We start from the raw sequence: 19,497 nt of genomic DNA on the forward strand, positions 1-19,497 counted from the left end.
CGACGCCCGCCTACGCGGGCTTTCAGCGTGCGATGCGGACCAGGTCGACGAACAGTTCGTGCACCCGCAGATCGCCGGTCACCTCGGGATGGAACGAGGTCGCCACCACATTGCCCTGCCTGGCGGCGACGATGCGCCCCTGCGCGGGACCGTGCGGCACCCGCGCCAGCACCTCGACACCGTCACCGACACGCTCCACCCACGGGGCGCGAATGAACACCGCGCGCACGGGCGTGTCGAGACCGGTGAAGTCCAGGTCGGTTTCGAAGGAGTCGACCTGACGACCGAACGCGTTGCGGCGCACCGTCATATCGATGCCGGACAGGTGCTGCGCGTCGGCCCTGGTGTCGAGGACCTCCGAAGCGAGCAGGATCATGCCCGCGCAGGAACCGAACGCGGGCAGCCCGTCGCGCAGCCGCGCCCGCAACGGTTCGAGCAGGTCGAACGCTTGCAACAGCTTGGAAATCGCGGTCGACTCACCACCGGGCAGCACGAGCCCGTCGACGGCCGCCAACTCCGATTCGCGCCGCACCAGCACCGGCTTCGCCCCGCAGTGCTCCAGCGCGGCAACGTGTTCGCGCACGTCACCCTGCAGCGCGAGGACACCGATGGTCGGGCGGGTACGGGTCGAGGTTGCGTTCACAGCCGTTGAGCTTACGAGCACCGGCGGTGTGGGCCCGCTCACGCCGCGGCGTCAAGGTTCCGTCAACGGTGGGTGCATCCGCGCGCAACGGGTCGACACTGCAATGTGTGATTGCACTGCTGCCACGCAAGTCCCCAGGACCTGCGCAGATCGTCCCGGAGCGCCGCGGACTGACCGTTCCCACCGGCCTGGCCGGACTGTCCCTCGACGCGATGGCCTCGGTGTCCTACGGCCCGGAGGCCATCGTCTTGGTCCTGGCCACCGCGGGCGGGCTCGGACTCGGCATGACCCTGCCGGTAACCCTGGCCATCGCGGCCCTGCTGGCCGTCCTCATCGCCTCCTACCGGCAGGTGATCGCCGCGTTCCCGAACGGCGGCGGCGCCTACGCGGTCGCCAAGAAGCATCTCGGCGACCGAACCAGTCTGCTCGCCGCCGCTTCGCTCATCGTCGACTACGTGCTCAATGTCGCGGTCTCCATCGCGGCCGGGGTGGCGGCGCTGACCTCGGCGTTCCCCGGATTGCACGGGTACACGGTGTGGATCTGTCTGGCCGTGCTGATCGGGATCACCGCGCTCAACCTGCTCGGCATCACCGAGAGCGCCAAGGCGTTCATGCTGCCCACCGCGGTGTTCGTCGGCGGCATCTTCGTGGTGATCATCGGCGGGCTGCTGCGTTCGGAACCAGCGGCCGTCACCGCGGGCGCCGCGGCGGTCAGCGATATCCACACCGTGGGTGTCCTGCTGCTGCTCAAGGCGTTCTCCAGTGGCTGTGCCGCGCTGACCGGTGTCGAGGCGATCGCGAACGCGGTGCCCAGCTTCGAGCAGCCGCGCGTGCGGCGCGCCCAGCACGCCGAAGTCGCGCTCGGCCTGCTGCTCGGCACGATGCTGATCGGCCTCGCCATCCTGATCGAGAAGTTCTCGTTGCGGCCGATCGAGGGCACCACCGTGCTCTCGCAACTCACCGAGGCCGCGCTCGGCCACGGCGTCGGCTACTACGTGGTGCAATTCGCCACCGTCATCCTGCTCGCGCTGGCGGCGAACACCTCCTACGGCGGGCTGCCGACGCTCACCAGACTGCTCGCCGACGACAACTGCCTGCCGCACCGGTTCTCCGTGGCCACCCCGCGCCGGGTCTACCGATACGGCGTGCTGACGCTCGGGATCAGTGCCGCGGTGCTGGTGGTGGCTGCCGCGGGCAGCATGAACGCGCTCGTCCCGCTGTTCGCGATCGGCGTGTTCGTCGGGTTCACCATCGCCCAGACCGGCATGGTCCGGCACTGGTGGCTGACCCGCGCCGACGGCTGGCGCTGGCGAATCGCGCTCAACGGCTTCGGCGCGCTGCTGACCTTCGTCGCGGCCGTCGTCACCACCGCGATGAAGTTCACCGAGGGTGCCTGGCTGATCGTGCTCGTGCTGCCGCTGCTGATGCTCGGCATGGACCGGATTCGCAACGCCTACACCAGGATCGGTGGTTCCCGCGGTATCGGTGCGGTACCCGCGCAGCCGCGCCCGACCGGGACCGCGATCATCGTGCCGATCGCGGAAGTGTGCGAGCTCAGTCGCGAAGCGCTCTCGGCCGCCCTGTCGATCGGCGAGGACGTCACCGCTGTGCACGTCTGCCTGCCGGGTGAGTCGACGTCGGCGTTCACGAAAGCCTGGGATGTCTGGCATCCCGGGGTGCGCCTTGTCCTGCTCGAGGACAGCGACGCCACCGTCGGCGGACCGGTGGCCCGCTATGTCCGCGACAATTTCGGCAGTCGGCGCAAGGTCGTGGTGATCGCGGAGATCGATCCGCCGAACGGGTGGGATCGGGTGCTGCCGAGCCACCGCAGCGACGAACTCGAACGGGTGCTGCGCCGGATGAGCGACACCGTGGTGTGCCACCTGCGCGTGCAGGTTCGGTAGTCGTGGTGATCCGGTGCGGCGACCACCCGCACCGGATCACCACCGGCGTGCTACTTGTGGCGCGGCGTGCGGATCAGACCTTCCTGGACGACCGCGGCGACCAGATTGCCCTCGCGGTCCCAGATCTTGCCGCCGGTGAGCGCGCGGCCGAAGCCGGCCGAGGGTGAGGACTGGTCGTAGAGCAGCCATTCGTCGGCGCGGAACGGGCGCAGGAACCACATGGCGTGGTCGAGGGACGCGTTCTGGGTCGGTTCGTCGGGGTGGGTCACCTTCGACGAGCCGAGCAGCGTCATGTCGCTCATATAGGCCAGCGTGCAGACGTGGAACATCGGGTCGTCGGGCAGCGCGTGCCGGTACCGGAACCACACCTGCTGCGGGGAGACGGCGCCGTCGCGCGCGACGACCTGTTCCTGCGGGAGCGTGCGGATGTCCCAGTGCTCCCACTCGCGCATGGCCCACAGCCGCTCCGGGGTCATCGTCACGCTGGCGTCGGGCAGGTCGTCGGGGCCTTCGACCGAGGGCATCACGTCCTGGTGCTCCGGCCCTTCGTCACCGTGATGGAACGAGGCCGACATCGTGAATATCGCCTGCCCGTCCTGCACGCCGGTGACCCGCCTCGTGCAGAAGGACCGGCCGTCGCGGATGCGCTCTACCAGGTAGACGGTGGGTTCCTCCGGGTTGCCCGGTCGCAGGAAGTAGCCGTGCAGGGAATGCACCTGGAAGCTGGGGTCCACGGTGCGAACCGCCGAGACCAGCGCCTGCCCGGCCACCTGACCGCCGAAGGTGCGCGGTAGCTGAGACTCCGTGGAAGCACCACGGAAGATGTCGCGCTCCAGCCGCTCGATCGCGAGCGCCTCTTCGATTGTCGCCATGCGCTCGAGATTATCGCCTTGCCGACCGGGCGGTATGTCCGGCTCCGCACGGCGGCCCCGAATTTTGCTGAGATGGTCCGGTGCCGACGTTCACTCCCACCTCGCCCGCCGCCCTCGCCCGACTCGTCGCGGACGGGCTCGTCGAGCTGCCGGGGCGGCGGGTGCTCGCGGTCGACGGTGCCGATGCCGCTGCACCCGTCGAGCTCGGCCGCCGGATCGTGGAGACGCTCTCGGATCGGGGCCGATCGGCGGCGGTGGTGTCGATGCACGACTACGTGCGACCCGCGTCGCTGCGCATGGAATACGGGCGCGCCGACGAATGGTCTTATCGCACAGCATGGTTCGACTACGAGGCGGTGCGGCGCGAGATCGTGGACGCGATGCGGACCGAAGGGCGCTGGTTGCCCGCGCTGTGGGATGAGGAGCGAGACAGGTCCGCACGGGCGGCGATTCGCGTGGCGCAGGCCGATCTGGTGCTGGTGCTCGCCGGGCCGATGCTGCTGGGTCGCGGCCTGGATTTCGATCTCACGATCCGCTTGGAGCTGAGTGTGCAAGCGGCGCTGCGCCGCACGCCCGCCGAACAGCGATGGACCTTGCCCGCTGTGCGCGATCACACTGCCGACAATCCCGAGGAAGCGACCTGGACGGTTCGCTGGGACCATCCCGATCGGGCGGCACTGCGCAGCTGACATCGCGCACACCGAGGCGCCGACGCGAAAGCCCCGTCCGGAAATTCCGAACGGGGCTCGAGCGAGGACGATCAGGCGCAGGCGACCGAGGTCTGACCCAGGTTGGTCATCATGCCGCAGGCCCACGACTTCTGGACCTTCCACTTGCCGTCCTCGGCCACGAACGGCACGTCGACGACATTGGTCTGACCGTTGACCGTGAAATTGGCCTTCGCGTTGACACTGTCACCGAAGGAGGTCACCTCGGTGACCTGCACCACGACATTGGCATCCGAGGCGGCCTGGGCCAAGCGGTTCGGCAGCTCGGGATCGGCCTCGCCGCCCTGCACGAAGTCCAGCTTCTGATCATTGGGGACCGACGGATCCAGCGCGGTGGTGAGCTGGGCGTTGAGCTGCTCCACCGTCGGCACGGCGGGCAGGTTCGCAGCCGCCGAAGCCTCAGCCTTGGCACTGGTGGTGGTTTTGGCGGCGGGCTTGTCACCCTTGTCGTCACTGCACGCACTCAGGCCGAGGGCAAAGACCACAGCCAGTCCTGCGATCGCGACTCGTCCGGTCCTACGAAACTTCATCCACTCGTCCTTACGTCGGGTCGGAATCTCGCCCACTGGGCGACGGCCCAGACCGGCGCCACTCAGCGCAGGCCTCGATGCCACGGCCAGGACGCTACCCAGTGATGTTGAGGAAACTCTGAGACACAGACAACGTGGGTCTGTGAGATACACCGGATTGTGATGCACCCCAGCATTACCCGGAACGCAGACCCGCCACCGCCTCGACCAGTCGGGCATGGGTCGGCGCGTCCGCTGCCGCGATCAGCCCGTGCGGCGCGGTGTGCAGTGGCTGCCCGGCGAGGCCGGTGACCACGCAGCCCGCCGCCTGGCACACCGCGATCGCGCTGCTGAAATGCACACTGTCGCGGATATCGCCGCCGGTGATGTAGGCGGCGCGCCGTCCGGCCGCGACCCAGACAAGGGCCAGCGAGGTCGACAACACCCGGCCATGGAACTCGCCCGCGAAACCCTCGGCGTCGAACAGTCGCGCCGGGCTCGACCACGGGAACGGGTGATCGAGATCGACATCGACCAGGTGACTTCCGGCCTGCGGGCGCAATGGTTCGTCGCGACCGTCGGCGCGCCGGAACGCACCCTCCCCCGCGGTCCAGAACACTTCGCGGGCGAACGGGTCGGCGGTCGCCGCCACCTGCACGGTATCGCCGTCGCGCAGGGCGACATTGACCGCAACGAACGCGGTGTCGACAGCGAAATTCCTGGTGCCACAGAGTGGATCGATGAACCAGGTCCGATCGCTACGGGCCGAACCGGTGACTCCGGATTCCTCGGCGACGAACCGGTCGCCGGGACGCGCTGCCGCGAGGACGTCGAGGATGGCATCCTCGGCCGCGATATCGGCCTGCGTGGCGAAATCGTCGCCCTGTTTGGCGTAGTGAGTGAGCGGAGCGTGGAACGCCGACCGAATCACTTCAGAAGCGACTTCTGTTGCGTGGATTGCGATTTCACTGTCTGACTGGTGCACCGTTTCCAGGCTACGGACAGCGCCGCACCCCGGCAGGCGAACCCGCGGTCCTCATAGGCGCCGACACGCAGCGGTCCTCGACCACGCACGGCCGGAGCGAATGCGGAGGTACGCCTCATGGGCCCAGACGCGCAGCGGTCCTCTATCGCGCACGGCCGGAGCGAAGGCGGAGGTACGCCTCATGGGCGCAGACGCGCAGCGGTCCTCTATCGCGCACGGCCGGAGCGAATGCGGAGGTACGCCTATCGGGCGCAGACGCGCAGCGGTCCTCTATCGCGCACGGCCGGAGCGAATGCGGAGGTACGCCTATCGGGCCAGGAATACGGCGAGGCCGAGTCCGCCGATCCCGACAGTCACCCGCAACACACTCGGTGGGATCACTTTCACCACCGGCGGACCACACCAGCCACCCGCCAGCGCACCCGCGCCCAGCGCCAGCGCCGCACCCCAGTGCACCGGCCCGAACACCGCGAATCCGATCGCGGCGACCAGGTTCGCGATGCCGAGCAGGTAGCTCTTGAGAATCGATGCGCTCCAGATGGATTCGGAGGTGCACAGCAGCATCATCGACAGGTAGATCACGCCCGCGCCCGCGCCGAAATACCCGCCGTACACCGACGTGAGCAGGATGCCGACCGGCACGATCCAGGGCGCGCTGAGCTCGCCGACATGGCGGCGGACCAGTGGTTGCACCAGCAGTGCGATCGACGCCATGGCCACCAGGAACGGCACCACCACCTCGAACGCGCCGTCCGGCGCGACCAGCAGGGCGAGCGCACCGAGCAGCCCACCCACAGCCGACAGCACCGCCCAGCGCACCAGAGTGGCCCCGCGCCCGATGAGTTCACGTCCGGAATTCGCGGTCGCCCCGACACCGACGGCGACCATGGCGACCGTGTTGGTGACATTGGCCGCGACAGGCGGCAGACCGGCGGCCAGCAGCGCCGGATAGGAGACGATCGAGGCCATCCCGGTGACGAAACCGATCAACCCGGTAAAGAATCCCGCGACGACCAGCAAGGACAAGTCGAGCGCGGTCACGGACCGACTGTACGGTATGCCCAGTTGGCAGCAATTCCCGGGCATCCACCGCGCGGCATGCGCGCGACGCCGCGGGGCGCGGGCCATCCGAGACCCACATCGAACACCGCCCGCGGGATCGCGACGACGCGCCGAGGGCCGTGCCAGGATGTCACCGTGCAGATGACGACTTTCGAGCCGGGCGAACCACCCGTTCGACGTAACCGGCTGGACTCCAACACCGTTGCCCGCCTCGACGACGTCACCACCTTCGCCCAGCTGCTCGACGCGTTAGAGCTCGTCCGCATGGATCATCCCGACGCGCGGATCCTGTGCACGCTCGACGATCTCGGCCAGTGCGCGTACACGAGCATGCACGCCACCCTCGGGCTCGTGGAGGGCGACGGACACGACGACCCGGACGACCCTGCCGCCACCCACCACGCCGAGAACGCCACGGTCTCCCGGATCGCCGCGTTGCTCGACAACCCGTCCGCCCGCGTGCCCTGGGAATCGTTGCGCGACACCCGCAACGCCTCCGAGGACGAACTCACCGCACTCGTCGCCGCCAACCGCTCCCCCGACCGCGTGGTCGACGACGTCATCCTGATCCAGCGCGTCCCGGTGGACCGCGACGACCTCGCCATCGCCGGCATCCCCAACGGGTATTTCGCCGACGACTGGAGCACCTACGACAACCACACCGTCATCCGCCGCATGACCACCCACGGCTACCGCCACATCGCCATCGGCGCCTCCCTACTGGCTTTCGCCCGCCCCACCCCTCCCACCCCCGAACAAGCAGCAGCCCTGGTCACCGACCTCACCCACCTCTACGGCTCACCCACCGCCATCGCCTGGCACGAACTAGCCGTCCTCCTGCCCACCCAGCGCCAACTCATCCTCGGCTACGCCGAGAACTTCGCCGACGCCCTCACCGCCGACACCGAAGGCGCGGCGGGCCAGCCGTAGGAGCGAGCTTCGTCACCGACCTGGTCCGGAGCCGACCTCAGCACCGGCGGCGCGGTCGACAACGAGAATCGTGAAGACGATGGCCGGAACGACCATCAGCGCCGCATTGGAGATCCACCAGATCGCGTTGAAGTCTCCGTAGTAGGCCCAGAACGAGATCGCCATGAACCCGGCACAGAAGGTCAGCGTGAGCCCGATCGTGAGGACCACCCAGCCGAGCCGATGACGGCGGCTGACCAGATAGACCCCAGCGAACCCGAACACCGCGGCGGCGAGATCGAGTGGAAAGAAGGACCAATTCCATGCCTGCATCATGGGATCGGAGTAGTCACGGAAGGCCGACTCCTTCGGAATCGCGTCCACCGCTACCGCCACCCAGTACAGCATCAGCAATGCGTCAGTGATCAGCAGCAGAATCTTTGCGACCTTCAGGCTCATGAAGCCACCCACTCCTGACATGAATTTGCCTGAGCTGCAATCGATTACAACCTGTTCGGCGCGACCCTATCATTCGAACAGATCGACGCTCCGCCCGTTCACCCGCAGGGCGCCACCGATAACGCGACCCGTCTCGACACCCTCACACCGATCCTGGAACGCTGAGTCCTAGCACGAAAATGCCTCGGCGGGCGTCGCGATCACGACGCCCGCCGAGGCGAATGTTTCAGTGCCCGAACGAAATCGGGCCCACGATCACCAGCCGCGCTCGGCGAGACGGTGCGGCTGCGGGATGTCTTCGACGTTGATGCCGACCATGGCCTCGCCCAGGCCACGCGAGACCTTGGCCAGCACGTCCGGGTCGTCGTAGAAGGTGGTGGCCTTCACGATGGCGGCGGCGCGCTGTTCGGGGTTGCCGGACTTGAAGATGCCCGAGCCGACGAATACGCCTTCGGCGCCGAGCTGCATCATCATGGCGGCGTCGGCCGGGGTGGCGATGCCACCGGCGGTGAACATGACGACCGGCAGCTTGCCGGTCTGGGCGACCTCACGGACCAGCTCGTACGGGGCCTGCAGTTCCTTCGCGGCCACGAAGAGCTCGTCTTCGGACAGCGAGGTCAGGCGACGGATCTCGCCGCGGATGGTGCGCATGTGGGTGGTCGCGTTGGACACGTCGCCGGTGCCGGCCTCGCCCTTGGAGCGGATCATGGCCGCGCCCTCGGTGATGCGACGCAGCGCCTCACCCAGGTTGGTGGCACCACAGACGAAGGGGATGGTGAAGTTCCACTTGTCGATGTGGTTGGCGTAGTCGGCGGGGGTGAGGACCTCGGACTCGTCGATGTAGTCCACGCCGAGACTCTGCAGGATCTGAGCCTCGACGAAGTGGCCGATGCGGGCCTTGGCCATCACGGGGATCGAGACCGCGGAGATGATGCCGTCGATCATGTCCGGGTCGCTCATCCGGGACACGCCGCCCTGGGCGCGAATGTCGGCGGGCACCCGCTCGAGCGCCATCACGGCCACGGCGCCTGCGTCTTCGGCGATCTTGGCCTGCTCGGCGTTGACCACATCCATGATCACGCCACCCTTGAGCATCTCGGCCATGCCGCGCTTCACGCGGGCGGTGCCGACGGTGTTGGTGGTCTCAGGCGTAGTCACGAATGTCTCCTGTGTCATGGGCGCCAATCAAGTCGCTCGGGGGTTGCTGTCACCGTCGATTCTAGAACTGCCCGAATTCGGCCTTCATAGCCAGTTGAGCACCACTGGCCTTGCCACGACCAGCAGCGATGCAGACACCGCCCCCGTCTGGCCTTCTCCAGTGGCGTCGAGTTCCGTGCCCCGGCCGCCTCAGCGGATCGAGCGCACGACGTGCTGGGTATCGTCCGCGGCCGCGGTCACGGCCTCGGTGAGCAGCTCGTCGAGGTGATACGGGTAGACGGCCTCGCCCGCGTCGTCGAGTGCGCGGATGTCGTCGGCGGAGCACCAGCGGTGGTCGGTGATCGTGCGGCGTTCCAGGGCGGTGAGGTCGGCGGGGCGCCATTCGAAACCCGGCGAGCGCAGCGTGAAGAACAGTTCCTCGGAACGGATGAGTTCGCCGTTGAACGGGAACACCGCGACGCGACGCCACAGCGGACCGCGCAGCGACGCGGGATCCACGCGCTGACCGGTCTCCTCGTGGATCTCGCGGACCGCGGCGTCGCGCAGGGTCTCCCCCGGTTCGACCCCGCCACCGACAGTGAACCAGAAGGCGACCTCGGGGATCATCGGGTCGTGGCCGCGCAGCAGCAGCACCCGGTTCTGCTCGTCGAGCAGGATCACCCGCGCGGACGTGCGGGTGATGTGCACGACCAGGCCGGTGGCGGCGGCGGGTGTGGCGCGCTCGGTGATCTCGAAATAGTGCGGCAGCGGTGCGGTACCGCCGAGGTGCAGGATGCGCACGGGCCTGCGGGTGCGCAGGGCCAGGGTGTCGCGCACGGCGTCATTGTGGAAGCGGCGCGCGATCAGCACGCGCGCCTCGGCGTCGGCGAGTTCGGCTACCAGCTGGGGTCGCAGGTGGTCGATGTCGACGAGGGACAGCGCGGCGGAGAGCTGGTTCTCGATCGTTTCCCGGTTGCCGCGATCGGCGCGTTCGGCGCGATCGGCCAGCGCGGCGAGCTGGGTGGCCCGTTCTGCGCGGCGCGGATCGGTGCTCACCGGACCGGCCTCCGACATGGCCACCGCACGTGCGACCACGGCACGACGGGCGAGTGCGGCATCGAGTGCCTGCCAGGATTGATCGGAGCGCACGTGCAGCCTGTCCAGGCGGTTCGCGGTGGAGTAGGCCCACACTCCGAGGGCGAGGACGAGCAGTGCGACCAGCCCGAGAACGAGGACGGTGGTCGCGGAGAAGGTGATCATCCGGCGGCCCGCACCCGGTTGTCGCCGATGGTGACGGTCTCGTACACCCGCAGGATCTGTTCGGCCACGACCGGCCAGTCGTAGCCCGCGACCACCTGGGTGGCGGTACTGACCAGTCGTTCGCGCGTCTCGTCGTCGGTGAGGAGGGTGTCGATGGCGGTGGCCAACGCGTCGGAGTCACCGATCGGGGTGAGCAGGCCCGCTGTCCCGTCGCGCAGCACGCGCCGGAAGGCGTCGAGCTCGCTGGCGACCACCGGGGTGCCAGCGGCCATCGCCTCGATCAGGATGATGCCGAAGCTCTCGCCGCCCAGATTCGGCGCGACGTACACATCGGCGCTGCGCAGCGCGGCGGCCTTCTCGGCGTCGGAGACCTGTCCGAGGAACCGCAGATGCCCCGCGTGCTCGCCTGCCTCACGGCGCAACCGTTCCTCGTCACCGCGCCCGACGATGAGGATCTCCACGCCGGGATGGTGTTCGATGAGCGCGGGCAGCGCGCCGAGCAGCACGTCCATGCCCTTGCGTGGTTCGTCGTAGCGACCGAGGAACAGCACCGTGCGGCCCGCGCGCGGATATCCGTCGAGCGGCTCACCGCGCGCGAACGCGGATACATCGACACCGTTGGGGATCTCCACCGCGTCGGATCCCAGCGCCTCGACCTGCCAGCGCCTGGCCAGCTCGGACACGGCGATCCGCCCGCTGATCTTCTCGTGATACGGGCGGAGCACACCCTGAAAAGTGCTGAGCACCAACGACTTCGTGGTCGAGGTGTGGAAGGTCGCCACGATCGGCCCCTCGGCGATCTTGAGCGCCAGCATCGACAGGCTCGGGGCGTTGGGTTCGTGGATGTGCAGCACGTCGAAGTCGTTGCTGTCGATCCAGCGGCGGATCCTGGTGTAGGCCATCGGGCCGAACGACAATCGCGCCACCGACCCGTTGTAGGGAATCGCGACGGCGCGACCCGCCGAGACGACGAACTCGGGCAGCGGTGTGTCGTCGGAAGCCGGGGCGAGCACGCTCACCTTGTGCCCACGTTCGATGAACACCCGGGCGAGCTCGACCACATGCGCCTGCACGCCCCCGGGGACGTCGAATGAATACGGGCAGATCATCCCGATCTTCACCGCTGGCCCCCTGTGTCCTGCATCCGCGACAGTCGTTCGGACGACAGGTCGCCCTCCCAGAGCGGTTGCAGCATGTGCCAGTCGGCCGGATGTTCGGCGATATTGGCCGCGAACCGGTCGGCCAGCGCCTGCGTCGCGGCCGACACGCCACCGGAAACATCCAGTGCCGGTTCGGCTTTCAGGCCCCAATTCTCGGTGCCGTCGTCGTCGACGGTGAACCAGCCGTGCACCGGAACCAGCGCGGCACCGGTTTCGATGGCCAGTTTCGCGGCACCGCCGGGCATCCAGGTTCGTTCACCGAAGAAGTCCACCGGCACGCCCTTGCCGGTGAGATCGCGTTCGCCCATCAGGCACACGATCCGGTTCTGGCGCAGCCGTTCGGCGAGTGCGGCGAAGGGCGGCTGCTCGCCACCGGTCAGCGGGAACACCTCGAACCCGAGGCTCTCGCGGTAGGCGACGAACCGCTCGAACAGCGATTCCGGCTTCAGTCGTTCGGCCACAGTGGTGAAGTTGTCGTAGTGCTGCACCAGCCACACACCGGCCATATCCCAGTTGCCCGAGTGCGGGAGCACCAGAATGAGGCCGCGACCCTGTTCCAGCGCGGCGTCGACATTCTCCAGACCGTCGACGTAGTAGTCGATCGCGCTGTGGTCCATCGACGGCAGCCGGAACGCTTCACGCCAGTAGCGGGCGTAGGAGCGCATGCTCGCCCGCATCAGCTCGTCGGGCACCTGGTCGGCGGGCACACCGAGGACACGGGCGAGGTTGCGGCGCAACTGTTGCGGTCCGCCGCCCTTCACCGCACGATCGGCGCCGAGGTCGAAGACCTTGCGCACCAACCCTTCCGGCGCCGAACGCACCAGACCCCAGCCTGCGGCGTACCCCCAGTCGCTCAACCGATCTTTGAGGCTCACGAGGCCGACCCCTCCGCCGCGTCCGGCTGCGGCGTCGGCGGAATGACCACCCGCGCACCCGGCGAATTGCGCACCGCCAGCACCCGCTGGAACACCGTCACGATGCTCAGCACCGCCAGCACCCACATCGCCACGTACACGGCCCAGGTCAGCCAGCCGATCCCCCAGTGCCCGCCGATGCCGGTGAGCCCCGCGCCGACCAGCACGATGACCAGGCGATCCGGGCGTTCGATGAGTCCACCGTCGGCGGACAGCCCACTCGCCTCGGCCCGCGCCTTGGCGTAGGAGATCACCTGCGAGGTGACCAGCACGATCAAGGTCAGCGCGAACAGTTGCCTGCTGTGCTCGTGATAGACCGCCCACCAGGCGAGTCCGCCGAAGATCGCGCCGTCGGCCACCCGGTCACAGGTGGCGTCGAGAACCGCGCCGTACTTGGTGCCGCCGCCGCGGGCGCGCGCCATCGCCCCGTCGAGCATGTCGAACATGACGAACAGCCAGATCACCATCGTTCCCCAGAACAGGTGTCCGGAAGGGAACAGGGTCACCGCGGCGGCGATCGTCGCCGTGGTGCCGATCAGCGTCATCGCATCCGGGGTGAGCCCGGTCCCGACGAGCGCTTTGCCCAGCGGCGCAGTCGCTTTCGCAAACGTCTGGCGGCCGAAGAAGCTGAGCACGGTCTTTATTCCTCCCACGCCTCCGCCAGCAGCTGCCGCGTTTCGCGCAACAGCTGAGGCATCACCTTCACCCCGCCGACCACGGTGATGAAGTTCGCATCCCCGCCCCAGCGCGGCACGATGTGCTGGTGCAGGTGGTCGGCGAGCGAACCACCGGCCACACCACCGAGATTGAGACCCACGTTGAATCCGGCAGGCCGCGAGACCTGCTTCATCACGCGAATGGCCCGCTGGGTGAAGGCCATCAGTTCCGCGCTCTCGGCGGGCGTGAGGTCCTCCAGGTCGGCTACCCGGCGGTAAGGCACCACCATCATGTGCCCTGGGTTGTACGGGTACAAGTTGAGCACGGCGTAGACGTGCTCGCCGCGCGCGATGATCAGGCCGTCCTCATCCGACATTTTCGGGATATCGGTGAACGGATGCCCGGTCGCGTCCTTGGGCTTGATCTCACCGGTGATGTAGGACATCCGGTACGGCGTCCACAACCGCTGGAGGCGGTCGGGCTGGCCCGCCCCGGCGTCGACGATCGAGCCGGCGTCGGGGGCGAGGTTCTCGCTCATGACCCGACCGCAGCGGAGACGACCTCGAACCCCGCGGCGGTGGGTGAGGCATTCTCGCGGTGGGCGACCCAGGTGGTGATCGTGGCGACCGCGTCGGCGACGGGCACGCCGTTGACCTGGGTGCCGTCGCGGAACCGGAAGCTCACCGCGCCCGCTTCCACGTCGCGTGCGCCCGCCAGCAGCATGAACGGCACCTTCTGCGCGGTCTGGTTGAAGATCTTCTTCTGCATCCGGTCGTCGCTGCGGTCGACCTGCGCGCGCACCCCTGCGTCACGCAGCCGCTCGATCACGCCATCCAGGTGCTCGGCGAAGTTCTCCGCCACCGGGATACCGACGACCTGCACCGGCGAGAGCCAGGCGGGGAACGCACCGGCGTAATGCTCGGTGAGCACGCCGAAGAACCGTTCGATCGAGCCGAACAGGGCGCGGTGGATCATCACCGGACGCTGCTTGGTGCCGTCGGAGGAGGTGTACTCGAGGTCGAAACGATCGGGCAGGTTGAAGTCGAGCTGCACGGTCGACATCTGCCAGGTGCGGCCGAGCGCGTCCTTGACCTGCACGGAGATCTTCGGGCCGTAGAACGCGGCGCCGCCAGGGTCGGGCACCAGATCCAGGCCGGATGCCTCGGCGACCTTCTCGAGGGTTTCGGTGGCCTCGGCCCAGAGTTCGTCCGAACCCACGTACTTCTTCGGATCCTTGGTGGACAGCTCGAGGTAGAAGTCGTCGAGGCCGTAGTCCTTCAGCAGGCCGAGGACGAACTGCAGGGTGCTGGTGAGCTCGGCGTGCATCTGCTCTTTGGTGCAGTAGATGTGCGCGTCGTCCTGGGTCATGCCACGCACCCGGGTCAGGCCGTGGATCACGCCGGACTTCTCGTAGCGGTACACCGAGCCGAACTCGAACATCCGCAGCGGCAGCTCACGGTAGGACCGGCCGCGCGCGCCGAAGATCAGGTTGTGCATCGGGCAGTTCATCGGCTTGACGTAGTAGTCCTGGCCGGGCTTGCGGACAGTGCCGTCCTCGTTGAGTTCGGCATCGAGGTGCATGGCCGGGAACATGCCGTCCTTGTACCAGTCGAGATGGCCCGAGATCTCGTACAGATGCCCCTTGGTGAGGTGGGGGGTGTTGACGAACTCGTAGCCCGCGTCGACGTGCCGCTGACGCGAGTACTCCTCCATCTCCTTGCGGATGATGCCGCCCTTGGGGTGGAACACCGGCAGACCCGACCCGAGCGCGTCGGGGAAGGAGAACAGGTCGAGTTCGAGGCCCAGCTTGCGGTGGTCGCGGCGCTCGGCCTCGGCCAGCAGCTCCAGGTGGGCGTCCATCGCCTCGGCCGATTCCCACGCGGTGCCGTACACGCGCTGCAGATCCTCGCGGTCCTGGTCGCCACGCCAGTAGGCGGCCGAGGAACGGGTCAGCTTGAAGGCGGGGATGAACTTGGTGGTGGGGATGTGCGGGCCGCGGCACAGGTCGCCCCACAGCTTGTCGCCGGTGCGCGGATCGAGGTTGTCGTAGATGGTCAGCTCGTTGCCGCCGACCTCCATGATCTCGGGATCGTCGATGCCGGACTTGTCGCTGATCAGCTCCAGCTTGAACGGCTCGTTCGCCAGTTCGACGCGGGCGTCATCGATCTCCACGACGCGACGCGAAAAGCGTTGCGCGCCTTTGATGATCTTCTTCATCCGCGATTCCAGCTTGGCCAGATCCTCGGGCGTGAACGGCTTGTCGACCTGGAAGTCGTAGTAGAAGCCGTCCTTGATCGGCGGGCCGATCCCGAGTTTCGCGTCGGGGAACTCCTGCTGCACCGCCTGGGCGAGCACATGCGCGGCCGAGTGCCGGATCACGCTGCGCCCGTCCTCGCTGTTCGCGGGCACCGGCTCGACGTCGGCGTCTTCGGCCGGGATCCAGGACAGATCCTTGAGTGCGCCGTCGACATCACGCACGACGACGACCGTATCCGGGCCCTTCGTGGGCAAGCCCGCTTCCCGCACCGCTGCGCCCGCGGTAGTCCCGGCCGGCACCCGAACGAGAGCGACGGGACTGATGGGTGCAGAGGTGGTCACGGGAATGTTCTCCTTGACGTCGATACCGGGTCCGTCCGGCGGCTCGCGCAGGGGCACCTGCGCGCCGCACCATGCTATCGGGAGGCCCGATGCGCCGTGTCGATGGACCTATGACCGCGTGTTGGTCAGTGACGGCGAAGGTGGGCGCTGTCCGTGCCGGGCACGCGGCTGTCCGGCGACGGCGTCGAGGGACCGGGTCGCCGATTCAGAATCGGGTGCGTGCGGCGGCGGCCAGCTGTTCGGCTCGATCGGCAGGCGAACGTTTCGGGCAGCTCGTGCACATCTGCCGGCCGGGCACCTCATAGACCAGGCAGCACGAGGCGCGCCGGACGAAGGTGCGGCCCTCGACGGTGACGAACCGTGGCGCGGGCAGGCGCGAGCCCACATCCGCCGCCAGTCGGGTCGCGGCCTCCTTGGTGCCCGCGTCGAGTGCCCGGTTGCCGATGGCATCGGCGACGACCGCCCACAGCGACGGAGCCCCGGCCCCGGACACTGCCGCGACCTGGTAAATCACCGCGGTCAAGGTGTCACGCAAGGCGGTCGCGACCTCCTCGGCCGCCGCCGCACCGGTCTCGCCACCCACGTCCGAGCGCACCGAGCGCCCGGTGGCGTCGACCGGCACCCGGCGGAATTCCGCGTGCTCGACACCACCGTCGGGACGGACCGCACAGTCGAATTCGCCGAGCGCGGCGACCGGCGCTGGCGTGCCCGCCGCGTAGGCGACGGTGATCTGTTCGACCAAGGTCGAGGCGACCATGCACCACCACAGGGTGCCCGCGACCCGGGGAACATCGGTGCCCCAGGTATGGCTCATCGCGTCGATCCGGGCCGCGACCCAGGCGGGGTCGGTGAGTAGGTGGCCCGGAACCGTGCTCACGACATCAGGGGACTGCGCAACCATGGCCAATCGACTCCGATCCACCCTGCGACCATCGAATAAGTACCGAGCAGCCACAACGTCACCAGGACGAGGGCGAAGGTGCCCACCGCGCCGAGCACCTTGATGAACCAGCCGCGCGAGGTGTACCAGTCCATGACGATCCGGTATTTGCCGCGCACCCAGTTCAATGTGTGATGGGCCCAGACGAACTCGGTGGCCAGGATGCCGAATCCCGCGAACACCAGTGCCCAGCCGGGTCCGGGGTACGGGATCGTGATGATCCCGATGATCAGCACCAACCCACCGACCACGCCGACGGCGATGCGGTAGCCGAGGTTGAGGGTAGGGCGCCGCGCGACGTGTCCCCGGAAGGCGCGCCCGCGGTCCTTGACTCCATCCCACCGCCCCGGCCCGTCGGCGGACTCGGTGTCCGCGGATTCGGGGCCGTCGGTGACGCGCTCGGCGGCGGTCGGATCGCTGGTCATGGTTTCCAGCCTACGAGTCCGACCACCGCCGAGTCGCGGTGTCCTGATCGGCGCAGCCGTGCAAGCGTTCCTCCGCCGATGCCCGCGGCACCGGCGGAGTGTCGTCAACGGGTGACGGTGAGTGCCGCGTGATCGTCGATCGCGCTCACTCCGTCGACAGTCACCTCGAGCACCCGCGATGTCGCGATGTCGAAGAACAGCCCCGACACCGCCAACCCACGCTCGGCGACAGCGCGGCGCACCGCGGGATTACGTCCCAGCGTCTCGAGCTGCACGGCGACATTGACCATGCTCAGCTGATCCACCTCGTCGTACCCGGCTGCCCTGGCCGCGGCGGCCACGGGATGGCCCGCGAGGAACCGCTGCAGTGTCGGCTCGGCGTGCCGCAACCAGGAGCTCAGGCCACCCGCGGTGTCGGCGGCGGAATAGACCGCTTTCATCGCGCCGCACGAGGAGTGCCCGCACACCACCACCGAACGCACCGCGAGACTGTCCAGCGCGAAACTCAGTGCCGCTTCGACGGAATCGTCACCGCTGACCGGCACGAGATTGCCCACATTGCGCACGGTGAACAGATCGCCGGGTCCGCTGTTGGTGATCACATTGGGCACGATCCGCGAATCCGAGCAGGTCAGGAAGAACGAGTCCGGATCCTGGCTGTGGTGCAGCCCGTCCAGATGCGGACGCACCACGTGGGCGTGGCCGCGGTGGAAGGCCGCGACACCCGCGGTCACCGCGTCGCCGCCGGACTTCTGGTGCCGCCACGGACGGAGCATGTCGTCGATGGCGGCGCGACCGAATCCGCGAATCGGCGGCGCGGCGGGGGTATCGGCCATCCGCGCACTGCCGATTTCGACGAAATCGACACGACCACCACCGCTTTCCTGCTGACGTTGCCATTCCTCGATCGCCTCGAACGCGGCGTGGTCGAGGAAGTCGACGGTCATCTCGACGATCACATCGACGCCCGTGGGCACCTTCGCCAGCTCGCCCGACAGTTTCGGCAGCGCGAGGAAGGTGCACGAGCCGTCGATGTGGACCTGCCAGCGTCCGTCGGACAGCGGGGACGCCGTCACCTGCACGCGCACGACCCGCCACAGCAGCAGCCCGAACGCCAGCGCGAGCCCGATGACGACGCCTTCGAGCAGGTTGGTGAACACCACGCCGAGCACGGTCACCACATAGACCAGCAGATCACCGGTGCGCCTGGCCAACCGGATGTGGGCCAGTTTCAGCAACTGCATGCCGATGACGATGAGCAGGCCCGCCAGCGCGGCCTTGGGAATCTGTTCCACCAGGCCGACCAGGGCCACCGAGAACAGCAGAATCCAGAGTCCGTGCAGCACAGTGGAAGCCCTTGTCCGCGCGCCCGCTTGCACATTGGTGGCGCTTCGCACGATCACGCCGGTGATCGGCAGGCCACCGACCAGACCCGATACGACATTCGCCGTGCCCTGACCGAGCAGTTCCCGATCGAATCCGGTGCGCGGACCGGTGTGCATCTTGTCGACCGCGACGGCCGAGAGCAGGCTCTCCACGCTCGCGATCAACGCGATGGTGAGCACCATCATGGCGATGGCCGACCAGTTGCCCGATGGCAGTTCCGGTAGGCCGAGCGCGTCGAAGACCGACCCGCTCAGCGCGATCCGCTCGACATCGGGCAGACCGAGCGAGAGCACGGTGCCCACGAGCACCGCGACCAGCGGACCGGGCACCGCGCGCAGCTTCGATGGGACGTACTTCCAGCCGAGCATCACCGCGATCACCACGGCGCCGACGAGCGCGTCACTACCGTGCAGCGACAGCAGCTGACCGGGGAGTTCGATCACATTGCGCAGCGCGGTGCTGTGCGAGGAACCACCGAGCAGCACATGGATCTGCTGCAGGGCGATGGTGATGCCGATACCGGCGAGCATGGCGTGGACCACCACCGGGGCGACGGCTAGCGCGGCGCGCGCGATCCGGCTGAGTCCGAACAGGATTTGCAGCACGCCCGCGGCGACCACGATGAAACAGGTTGTGCGCCAACCGAATTGGGCGATGGATTCGGCGACGACCACGGTCAGACCCGCGGCCGGGCCGCTGACCTGCAGGACCGAGCCGCCGAGCAGGCCCGCGACCACACCACCGATCACGGCGGCGGCGAGACCGGCGGCGATCGGCGCGCCGGAGGCGACCGCGATGCCGAGCGAAAGCGGCAGCGCGACAAGGAAAACAACGATGGAAGCGGGTAGATCGTGACGCAGCAGCGTCTGTTGCCAGGCGGGGCGGGACGGCTCGTTCGACGGGCCGTCCACCCGGGGCGGGGCAAGGTCGTTCTCGACAGACATGACTC

Annotated in this window: 19 protein-coding genes; 3 read left to right on the forward strand and 16 right to left on the reverse strand. The window is 68.1% G+C overall.

What is annotated here, in order from left to right; genetic code table 11:
- Nucleotides 1-22: 22 nt before the first annotated feature.
- Nucleotides 23-643: a pyridoxal 5'-phosphate synthase glutaminase subunit PdxT gene (gene pdxT / locus ACFXKN_RS03955; RefSeq protein WP_379432308.1), complete on the reverse strand. Its 621-nt coding sequence runs from the start codon at nucleotides 641-643 to the stop codon at nucleotides 23-25.
- A 212-nt stretch (nucleotides 644-855) separates the two neighbouring features.
- On the opposite strand from pdxT, the gene ACFXKN_RS03960 reads away from it, so the two are divergent.
- Nucleotides 856-2,547, forward strand: a complete 1,692-nt coding sequence (locus ACFXKN_RS03960) for an APC family permease (protein WP_379432428.1) — start codon at nucleotides 856-858, stop codon at nucleotides 2,545-2,547.
- A gap of 50 nt (nucleotides 2,548-2,597) precedes the next feature.
- On the opposite strand, the gene ACFXKN_RS03965 is transcribed toward ACFXKN_RS03960, so the two are convergent.
- Nucleotides 2,598-3,419 (reverse strand): acyl-CoA thioesterase, encoded by an 822-nt coding sequence (locus tag ACFXKN_RS03965; RefSeq protein WP_378945228.1) that lies wholly within the window; start codon nucleotides 3,417-3,419, stop codon nucleotides 2,598-2,600.
- A gap of 80 nt (nucleotides 3,420-3,499) precedes the next feature.
- Between ACFXKN_RS03965 and ACFXKN_RS03970 the strand changes: the two genes are divergently transcribed.
- Nucleotides 3,500-4,108, forward strand: a complete 609-nt coding sequence (locus tag ACFXKN_RS03970; RefSeq protein WP_379432309.1) for a hypothetical protein — start codon at nucleotides 3,500-3,502, stop codon at nucleotides 4,106-4,108.
- A gap of 71 nt (nucleotides 4,109-4,179) precedes the next feature.
- Here the strand turns inward: ACFXKN_RS03970 and ACFXKN_RS03975 are convergent, their stop codons facing one another.
- The 3 genes from ACFXKN_RS03975 to ACFXKN_RS03985 all read right to left on the reverse strand — a co-directional run bounded on the left by ACFXKN_RS03975 (nucleotide 4,180) and on the right by ACFXKN_RS03985 (nucleotide 6,682).
- Complete coding sequence (locus ACFXKN_RS03975) at nucleotides 4,180-4,677, reverse strand: hypothetical protein (protein WP_379432310.1); 498 nt, start codon at nucleotides 4,675-4,677, stop codon at nucleotides 4,180-4,182.
- Nucleotides 4,678-4,852: 175 nt separating this feature from the next.
- Nucleotides 4,853-5,641, reverse strand: coding sequence for an inositol monophosphatase family protein (locus ACFXKN_RS03980; RefSeq protein ID WP_379432311.1), 789 nt, complete (start codon nucleotides 5,639-5,641; stop codon nucleotides 4,853-4,855).
- A gap of 306 nt (nucleotides 5,642-5,947) precedes the next feature.
- The gene (locus ACFXKN_RS03985) at nucleotides 5,948-6,682 is read right to left on the reverse strand and encodes a TSUP family transporter (RefSeq protein WP_379432312.1); all 735 of its coding nucleotides are present in this window, start codon (nucleotides 6,680-6,682) and stop codon (nucleotides 5,948-5,950) included.
- Nucleotides 6,683-6,844: 162 nt separating this feature from the next.
- On the opposite strand from ACFXKN_RS03985, the gene ACFXKN_RS03990 reads away from it, so the two are divergent.
- Nucleotides 6,845-7,633, forward strand: a complete 789-nt coding sequence (locus ACFXKN_RS03990) for a hypothetical protein (RefSeq protein WP_379432313.1) — start codon at nucleotides 6,845-6,847, stop codon at nucleotides 7,631-7,633.
- A 12-nt stretch (nucleotides 7,634-7,645) separates the two neighbouring features.
- On the opposite strand, the gene ACFXKN_RS03995 is transcribed toward ACFXKN_RS03990, so the two are convergent.
- From ACFXKN_RS03995 to ACFXKN_RS04045, 11 genes are all read right to left on the reverse strand, one after another.
- Nucleotides 7,646-8,071: a DUF5360 family protein gene (locus ACFXKN_RS03995; RefSeq protein WP_379432314.1), complete on the reverse strand. Its 426-nt coding sequence runs from the start codon at nucleotides 8,069-8,071 to the stop codon at nucleotides 7,646-7,648.
- Between the two features lie 255 nt (nucleotides 8,072-8,326).
- On the reverse strand, nucleotides 8,327-9,247 hold the full coding sequence (gene pdxS, locus ACFXKN_RS04000) for a pyridoxal 5'-phosphate synthase lyase subunit PdxS (protein WP_378914592.1): 921 nt from the start codon (nucleotides 9,245-9,247) through the stop codon (nucleotides 8,327-8,329).
- A gap of 171 nt (nucleotides 9,248-9,418) precedes the next feature.
- Nucleotides 9,419-10,465 carry an NUDIX hydrolase gene (locus ACFXKN_RS04005; protein ID WP_379432429.1) on the reverse strand — a complete coding sequence of 349 codons (1,047 nt, stop codon included), beginning with the start codon at nucleotides 10,463-10,465 and terminating at the stop codon, nucleotides 9,419-9,421.
- Nucleotides 10,465-11,589, reverse strand: coding sequence for a glycosyltransferase family 4 protein (locus ACFXKN_RS04010; protein WP_379432315.1), 1,125 nt, complete (start codon nucleotides 11,587-11,589; stop codon nucleotides 10,465-10,467). The genes ACFXKN_RS04005 and ACFXKN_RS04010 overlap by 1 nt, the downstream gene beginning before the upstream one ends.
- On the reverse strand, nucleotides 11,586-12,503 hold the full coding sequence (locus ACFXKN_RS04015) for a phosphatidylinositol mannoside acyltransferase (RefSeq protein ID WP_379432316.1): 918 nt from the start codon (nucleotides 12,501-12,503) through the stop codon (nucleotides 11,586-11,588). The genes ACFXKN_RS04010 and ACFXKN_RS04015 overlap by 4 nt, the downstream gene beginning before the upstream one ends.
- On the reverse strand, nucleotides 12,500-13,177 hold the full coding sequence (gene pgsA / locus ACFXKN_RS04020; RefSeq protein ID WP_378946224.1) for a phosphatidylinositol phosphate synthase: 678 nt from the start codon (nucleotides 13,175-13,177) through the stop codon (nucleotides 12,500-12,502). The genes ACFXKN_RS04015 and pgsA overlap by 4 nt, the downstream gene beginning before the upstream one ends.
- A 5-nt stretch (nucleotides 13,178-13,182) precedes the next feature.
- On the reverse strand, nucleotides 13,183-13,737 hold the full coding sequence (locus tag ACFXKN_RS04025) for an HIT family protein (protein WP_378945177.1): 555 nt from the start codon (nucleotides 13,735-13,737) through the stop codon (nucleotides 13,183-13,185).
- Nucleotides 13,734-15,797, reverse strand: coding sequence for a threonine--tRNA ligase (gene thrS / locus ACFXKN_RS04030; RefSeq protein WP_379432317.1), 2,064 nt, complete (start codon nucleotides 15,795-15,797; stop codon nucleotides 13,734-13,736). Before thrS ends, ACFXKN_RS04025 begins: the two co-directional genes overlap by 4 nt.
- A gap of 205 nt (nucleotides 15,798-16,002) precedes the next feature.
- Nucleotides 16,003-16,674: a (2Fe-2S)-binding protein gene (locus tag ACFXKN_RS04035; protein WP_379432318.1), complete on the reverse strand. Its 672-nt coding sequence runs from the start codon at nucleotides 16,672-16,674 to the stop codon at nucleotides 16,003-16,005.
- A complete protein-coding gene (locus ACFXKN_RS04040) occupies nucleotides 16,671-17,162 on the reverse strand; it encodes a TIGR02611 family protein (protein ID WP_378945166.1) in 492 nt (163 codons plus the stop codon). The genes ACFXKN_RS04035 and ACFXKN_RS04040 overlap by 4 nt, the downstream gene beginning before the upstream one ends.
- Before the next feature lie 104 nt (nucleotides 17,163-17,266).
- The gene (locus ACFXKN_RS04045; protein WP_378945163.1) at nucleotides 17,267-19,492 is read right to left on the reverse strand and encodes a SulP family inorganic anion transporter; all 2,226 of its coding nucleotides are present in this window, start codon (nucleotides 19,490-19,492) and stop codon (nucleotides 17,267-17,269) included.
- Nucleotides 19,493-19,497: the final 5 nt, after the last annotated feature.

It is taken from the genome of Nocardia sp. NPDC059195, assembly GCF_042754695.1.
GTDB lineage: Bacteria > Actinomycetota > Actinomycetes > Mycobacteriales > Mycobacteriaceae > Nocardia.

Coding starts and splice junctions, on each gene's coding strand:
- ACFXKN_RS03960 (WP_379432428.1), top strand. CDS start 856: ATGGCCTCGGTGTCCTACGGCCCGGAGGCCATCGTCTTGGTCCTGGCC.
- ACFXKN_RS03965 (WP_378945228.1), bottom strand. CDS start 3,419: ATGGCGACAATCGAAGAGGCGCTCGCGATCGAGCGGCTGGAGCGCGAC.
- ACFXKN_RS03975 (WP_379432310.1), bottom strand. CDS start 4,677: ATGAAGTTTCGTAGGACCGGACGAGTCGCGATCGCAGGACTGGCTGTG.
- ACFXKN_RS03990 (WP_379432313.1), top strand. CDS start 6,845: ATGACGACTTTCGAGCCGGGCGAACCACCCGTTCGACGTAACCGGCTG.
- ACFXKN_RS03995 (WP_379432314.1), bottom strand. CDS start 8,071: ATGAGCCTGAAGGTCGCAAAGATTCTGCTGCTGATCACTGACGCATTG.
- pdxS (WP_378914592.1), bottom strand. CDS start 9,247: ATGACACAGGAGACATTCGTGACTACGCCTGAGACCACCAACACCGTC.
- ACFXKN_RS04025 (WP_378945177.1), bottom strand. CDS start 13,737: ATGAGCGAGAACCTCGCCCCCGACGCCGGCTCGATCGTCGACGCCGGG.
- ACFXKN_RS04040 (WP_378945166.1), bottom strand. CDS start 17,162: ATGACCAGCGATCCGACCGCCGCCGAGCGCGTCACCGACGGCCCCGAA.
- ACFXKN_RS04045 (WP_378945163.1), bottom strand. CDS start 19,492: ATGTCTGTCGAGAACGACCTTGCCCCGCCCCGGGTGGACGGCCCGTCG.